Origin of the sequence: uncultured Paraglaciecola sp., assembly GCF_937123705.1 — a bacterium.
Classification (GTDB): domain Bacteria; phylum Pseudomonadota; class Gammaproteobacteria; order Enterobacterales; family Alteromonadaceae; genus Paraglaciecola.
This window is the reverse complement of record NZ_CAKZKO010000068.1, coordinates 1-6,288: the sequence shown is the minus strand read 5'-3', so window position 1 is coordinate 6,288 and position 6,288 is coordinate 1. Positions and strand designations below refer to the sequence as shown.

Annotated in this window: 9 protein-coding genes; all 9 read right to left on the bottom strand. The window is 51.3% G+C overall.

Annotated features, from left to right (window positions below):
• Positions 1 to 50: 50 nt before the first annotated feature.
• Entirely contained in the window at positions 51 to 614 is a 564-nt protein-coding gene (locus tag Q0688_RS10730) for a hypothetical protein (RefSeq protein ID WP_299075895.1), read from the bottom strand.
• A complete protein-coding gene (locus tag Q0688_RS10725) occupies positions 607 to 1,038 on the bottom strand; it encodes a GNAT family N-acetyltransferase (RefSeq protein ID WP_299075892.1) in 432 nt (143 codons plus the stop codon). Before Q0688_RS10725 ends, Q0688_RS10730 begins: the two co-directional genes overlap by 8 nt.
• Positions 1,038 to 1,901 carry a hypothetical protein gene (locus Q0688_RS10720; RefSeq protein WP_299075889.1) on the bottom strand — a complete coding sequence of 288 codons (864 nt, stop codon included), beginning with the start codon at positions 1,899 to 1,901 and terminating at the stop codon, positions 1,038 to 1,040. The genes Q0688_RS10725 and Q0688_RS10720 overlap by 1 nt, the downstream gene beginning before the upstream one ends.
• 8 nt (positions 1,902 to 1,909) lie before the next feature.
• Positions 1,910 to 3,688, bottom strand: a complete 1,779-nt coding sequence (locus Q0688_RS10715) for a hypothetical protein (RefSeq protein WP_299075886.1) — start codon at positions 3,686 to 3,688, stop codon at positions 1,910 to 1,912.
• On the bottom strand, positions 3,679 to 4,377 hold the full coding sequence (locus Q0688_RS10710) for a hypothetical protein (RefSeq protein ID WP_299075883.1): 699 nt from the start codon (positions 4,375 to 4,377) through the stop codon (positions 3,679 to 3,681). The genes Q0688_RS10715 and Q0688_RS10710 overlap by 10 nt, the downstream gene beginning before the upstream one ends.
• Entirely contained in the window at positions 4,374 to 4,817 is a 444-nt protein-coding gene (locus tag Q0688_RS10705) for a hypothetical protein (protein WP_299075880.1), read from the bottom strand. The genes Q0688_RS10710 and Q0688_RS10705 overlap by 4 nt, the downstream gene beginning before the upstream one ends.
• Positions 4,777 to 4,989 (bottom strand): hypothetical protein, encoded by a 213-nt coding sequence (locus Q0688_RS10700; protein WP_299075877.1) that lies wholly within the window; start codon positions 4,987 to 4,989, stop codon positions 4,777 to 4,779. Before Q0688_RS10700 ends, Q0688_RS10705 begins: the two co-directional genes overlap by 41 nt.
• Before the next feature lie 76 nt (positions 4,990 to 5,065).
• On the bottom strand, positions 5,066 to 5,287 hold the full coding sequence (locus Q0688_RS10695; protein ID WP_299075874.1) for a hypothetical protein: 222 nt from the start codon (positions 5,285 to 5,287) through the stop codon (positions 5,066 to 5,068).
• Between the two features lie 11 nt (positions 5,288 to 5,298).
• Positions 5,299 to 6,288 (bottom strand): hypothetical protein (locus tag Q0688_RS10690; RefSeq protein ID WP_299075871.1); only part of this gene is annotated, 990 nt, incomplete at its 5' end.

Here is a 6,288-nt window from a genome sequence, read left to right as displayed (position 1 = left end):
AGGTTGCTGTGTTCGTGAATTGGTGATCAATCCGCCACCGGTTTGATTCATCATGCTCGCTCGAATAGTCCAGTTGCAGGATTGACACGAGCAACAGCACGCGGTGCCTGAGATTGTGATTGTGATTGTGGTTGGCTCTGTACGCCGACCTGTGGCGATATATACCCATTGGTAGGCTGCGCGCTAAAGCTTCGTGCCTGGGATGGCTGGCTGTGCTGCACGGCCAACATATCAGCGTGTTGTTCCGCTGCTGTCTGCGGTTCTGGTGTCATAGCACCTGCTAGCATCTGGCCACCGGCTTGGATTAGCCCCATTTTGACCAGCGGGCTTGCACCTTTGATGGCACCGCCTACCGATGCAAGGCCGGAGCCCATCGAGCTTATCAATCCCCCGCCTGCAGTAGCTGCCCCCAATCCCGCACCCGCACCTGCGCCCCCTATGGCCGCTGTACTGCCCGCCGCCGCTGCGAGACTGCCTGTGCCCGCCGCCGCTCCGGCACCAGCGCCCAAGGCTCCAGCAATAACAGGGAAGGCTGCAAACACCACAGCTGCGATAATCACCGCTTTGACAATCTTCTTGAAATTCTTCTTCAGCTTCTTGACTGGATTACTCATCATCACTCCAATAGAAATTCCCACCAGCCCGTTTAAAGCCTGATGAACTGATTAATTTATCCGCGTACTTGTTACCAGACGACACACACATGCCGACCACCTCAGCGCCTTGATTTTTCGCCCACTTAACATAGCGCTGTATCAACTCTGGACCTTCACCAGTTCGACAGTAAAAAATACTGTCCGTTGCGCCCAAGCACTCAGAGACTTCGAGCTGACCAACAGAGCCCGCCAACATGCCCTTAACCTCACCATCAATCTCTGATACCCATATTCGTGATCGCTGATGCGTTAGATATTCATGCACTGTTCTGGATAGCTTTACATCGGATATTGGCAGATGACCGTAAGGTGTTAATGCCCATGCCTTGCGTACCAATCCCTTGATAGCGTGTGCGTCTGAATATTTAGCCTTTCTAACCATCAGTCACGCTCATCGTAGATGTTTCTATCTTGTCGGTGCGCTGGTCGTGTCGGGTCGTAGCGCGGATCGCCTGGACGCGGCTGTCCTGCAACCGCTGTAGCTTCTGGTGCGCCTACATTTGGCTGCGTACTACGATCCATATAGATAAAGCTACTGGTAGCCAACTGGCCTGCTCGCGTAGTCGCAGCGACAGCGGCATTGTGGATACTTAGCTGTGTTTGAATAGCGTCGTCGCGCTGCTGTGGACTCATGTTTGGGTCTGTCTGTATATTGCCAATCGTCACAGCTAATTGGTTCTGCATAGACTGGATAGATGATTGAGCCTGCAAGCTGGATTGATTCTGAAACTGGGTAGCTGCGCTCTGCTCGTTCAACTGACTATTGATCTGACCCTGATGGGATGCTAGTTGTGAATTGATTTGGCCTTGCTGATTATTCAGATTCGATGTGTTCTGGTAGGTCTGCGTATTCAGATTGCCTTGCTGCGTATAGGCTGAATCCTGCAGATTGCTCTGACCGTACAACGATGCGTCTTGCTGTGCGATTGGAAGCGCTGCATTGATGCGTGCACCCTCAACAGCACCGACCGCTAGTGATGATGAGATCAGGCCGCGCGCATTAGCTTGTTGCAATCCGCGTGTCTCTGCTTGCTGCATGTACGGGTTGTCGCTATTGAGCAAGCCGGTCAGTCGATTCTCGACCAGCGAGTCAGAGCCGATACTGGTTTGATGGCCTGCCAGTTGCGCGGATGGCGCTGCATTGGCTTGGATCTGCGTCTGCGGCATGGATTGTTGTTGTGGCTGTCGCGGCACCCTGCTTGATTGTGCGTGGCCCTCTGTGATCAGCCCACTACGATCATTCATGGATGGCATCATCGTTTTTGTCCTCTTGATCGATAGTGCACAACAGCTGATTTAATGCTGTGCGCGTGTTTGGATTTGTTCGTTATTCGGATAGATTGAGAGACGCCAGAACCACACAGGTAGGCAGTGCCCTCGAAACGCTGCGAGTACCGCGATAGCAAGTCTTCACGATAGCGCTCGCCGGATCTCGATAGATTGTTGAAATCGACTGGTACGTTATCCTCATAAAAGTCTTGACCGCCATCAATCAAATTAGCCACCGTCAACACAGTTCGAGGATCACCCACAATATCTAAATTCACTTGAGAGAATCGTTTCTTTTGTCGTGGGTTGCCGTAATGGTGATCGACAAGCTCAATGAACGCTTCCACCTCGTGATCGTACAAGGCAGACGGGTAATCCATCTGGTATACCCAGCCACCTGATGCGACATATACCTGATCGTTAGATCCGCGCAAGGTGCCCATGGCTGTGATTGGCAGGCCCAGATCGATTTCCATGATACCGACTAGAGAGCTACCGTTAAACGTAAGATACAAGCCCCTGCCATCTTGGTTGATTAGCCGGTACTGTGATTTAGCGCGATTCACGCTTGAGAACAAAATCGCATTACGTCGAATTGATTGGAATGTCGGATCAGTCTGCTGGGTCAGTGTTTTGTCTTTAAAGCTACCGTATGCGTCAGAAGATGCCAGCGTTGTAATGCCGCGCTTGTCAGCGAATATCGAGGTCGGCATGTTCTGAATGGTACCGGCGATAGCGCCCGCCTCGTCTGAATAATCCTGTAGCCCCCAATCAGCTGCAGACGTGCCTTGTAGTATACGAATGCGATCCTCGCAAAAGATGCCAAGCGAGTCGCCTGGCAGTATTTGAAATCCTGTTATCTCATCGCCCGCTGACAACTCTGCAGCGCCGCCCAGCGCCGTAAAATTGTTCGGATCACCCAGATTTGAATGCAGTATGCGACCACCAGAAAATGATAGAAACAAATGGTTTTGATGCACTATGACGTGCGTCGGATATTGCGTCACGCCATCATCAATTACCGCTAACGGCGGATCACCTGCAGCCACATATTCAGCACTCCAAGCCTCGGTTACTCCGTTGACGATAAACAGCGTGGGCGGCTGTCCTGCGAAGGTGTATGCGTAAGCCTCCCACCGCGCTGAATCGCTCGCAGCACCTGGAATGGTGCCTATCGTTCGCCATCCACTGTTAGGTAGTGAGCGCTGAACAATTGAATCAGAGCCACTATCTCGAACGGCATACAAGAACCCTGCGTTTTCGTGCAGGAGCTTTATGTCGCCGTCACCCGTTGGCTGTATGTTGAGTACGCGTGGCTCACCGAATATGCCGTCCTGGCCTTGCTCTATCTCGGCGTCGGTCAGCACGGGGTTGTCGTCTAGCAGCTGAAACCCTGTATCCAGATACGTGAGCTTTTGGAACATGTCAGTTGATCTGTTTTTTTGAACAAAGTGGATCACTGAATTTTGACGAACAACAAAGCTTAGATACTGGAATTCAACACTCGACAACTGTTCAGCACTTAGTAGACCAAGATTCGTAGAGACCAGCGACACCTCTATGGCGGTGATGCTGGATAAATCGCGCGTAATATCCCTGCCCGACCACTTAGCCAGACCACCTATCCACTCATAACCACCTTCGGCCTGGCGTGAATAATTCAATGATCGGCGTATATCGCTGGCTTTGGCATTAAGGTCCGATACAACCTCATTCAAGCCGGTGCTAAACGGTATGGCTTTGAGTTGGTCGGTCATAGACAACTCATGACCATAGAAGTCTCAGCGGTCTGCGTTCGACCATGGCTATTCTCTGGCAGGAACTTATCCTCTAGCCGATCCATCCATTCGCGATATCGACGCCCTGCTGCCTCGTAGAGCTGCCAAGCTTCATCCTCTTCGTAGTACATCATGCGAGCCTTGTGAATGATGCACCATGCATAGTCAGATGGAACGTGTGGAACATCTGTATCGCTCGCTAATTCTTTGGGCTTCAACACCACCTCTGCTCGCAACACAAAGTCACGGGACGATACTGGTATAAAATGGATAATGCCTGCGTTGTCAATCGCGAACGCAGTAGGCAGCATGTCACTGGTATCTATGCTTATCACGCGCTGTGTGCGGTACTCGGTCCACGGAACAGGCGTTAACGGGCTGCGTGATTGATCGTCCCTGACTGTCAATGTAGTGAGGTTAATTCGCTCTATATCTGAGTGAATAATTGCTGGATCAGTAGATTGCAAGTTAGCCGCTACCTGAAAATCAATCTCACGGCGCATAAACGTAAAATCATCCCACTCGGTTTCAACCTCTCTTGATGCCTCTGCCACGTACTCACAAACCAACGCCATTCGGCCTGTTTGATTAACCACGGTATCAGGCTTGGCCGTATGGCTTCCCGATACACCGGCTCGACGTGCAACCCGCTGGCAGAGTTCAAGATAGTTCATGCGTGAAGAGCTTCAACCAATTGCAGCAATGCAGGTGTTTTTGCACCATTTTTCACCTCTACATCCTGGGACTTCAGGTACGCCGCAATGGCCTTGTCGTCATAGCTTTTCAGCACATCACCTGCGCTGGCATCACCCATCACCTCTTTCATGGTGTCGTGATTTATGGCATCACCCATCAATAGACGCATTTGGTCGGGCAACGGCATTGCATTGATATGATCGGCGACCTTCGCCCCGACAATCTCAGCAGTGCTTGGCCCCTCGACTTTAGGTGCATCGCACACAATACCATCAGCGTTTCGATGCTCGTCACCCCTGACGTACATCGCAGCGCCTTTGGGTGGTGACATCAGGCCAAAGCCCTCTATCATTAGCTGTTTTCTAACAGCCTTTTGATCAATAACCATAAAGGCCGACCTCTTTGTAAAATTCAGCATTTCGCGCATCGGAAGGAATTTCCTCGCGACCTACGTAATTGCTGCCTTTATGCACGTACATGTCTTCTCGACCCACAATGCCGGTCTTAATCGAGCCCGATGCAGATGTGTCTCGACTTGTCGCGCGCGTATGGGGATTGTTCCCATCGTAATTATCTGTTTCTGTCGTCATACAGTTCTCCAGTTAAAAGGAGCGAGCCGGTTTCACTAATTCGGCTCGCTCGAATCACCTCCGTAGGTCAATCAGATCACTTGTAAGTGAATGACTTCCCATGGTGGTTGGCTGACTTTGACATAGGCAATGGCTTTGGTCGTTGACCTTGGCCATGCGCCTGCCCCATATCGGCATTACCCGCTTTGATCTGTGAATGCTCTGAGATTCCAGAGCTAACAGATGCGCCTTTTGTCATACCGGCTGAACCGGACGAACGCCCGACGTCGTTCCAATCGCTTTCTTTTGCGTCTGACATATCAATACTCCTTACGCTGTCGCCCAGTGGATGACACGAGTGTCTTCCGCTTTGGTGCGTGTTAATGCAAAGTTGCCCAAGTAGTACCAGGCAACACCCTTACCCCGACCATAATCATCAGGGATTTTGCCGCGAATCTCCTCGGGGATAACACAGCACTCTGCCGCCACATCGTCACCAAAGAAATAAGCATCGTTAGACTTACCGTTAGCCCAAGCTGCTGTTTCGATGTTGGTCTGATCAACAAACCGCACACCGTCATAGCGACCCTTCTCACCATCAACGATACGACCGAAGCCTGTCTCGGTGTACTGTTGCTTGTTCTCTAAATCTTTCTTGAGAACGCGGTATGTGGTAGGCCGTGCGATACAATAGTAATCGCCGTGCTTGTGAGTCGGAATATCACGCTCTGTCATCTGAAGAACGATTTCGGATACGTGCGATGCAGTCATTGACGCATCATTGGCAGATGCCGCTGTACCATTCTCAGTGATCGTTACATCAGTAGCTGATGCACCGGCTGCGGCTGGAACAACTTTTAGTGGTGTTTTAGCCCACTGCTTATGCGCTCGACCATCGAGCGCTCGTGCACAGTGACGTTCCAGCGACTTCTTGATGATGTCACGCACAGGATGCGCAGAGAGATCATCGAGCTTGCCACTATACGGGACAGCCGTACCAAACTCGGTAACGACACACGTACCTTGTGAGCCTTCAAGACGCGTAGTAGGCATCTTGTCAGTTTCTGCCAATTCACCTTCATTGGCGGCATCTGGCAGATCGCCGTAGATGTTCCAGGCAAACTGCTCACCCTTGCCTTGTGCGTTCGATCCTTTTTGCTCTGGTAGGTCGCAGAACTGACGGAATCGGCAGCGTGCTTGTACTTCGATGCGAAGAAAGTCAGATAGATTATCTGAATACATATACCCGCCTGTTTCATAGGCGAGCCATAATTGCCCTGCGGTAACGGCTGGTGCCGCGCCTGCCAGGGCTGCTAGTGT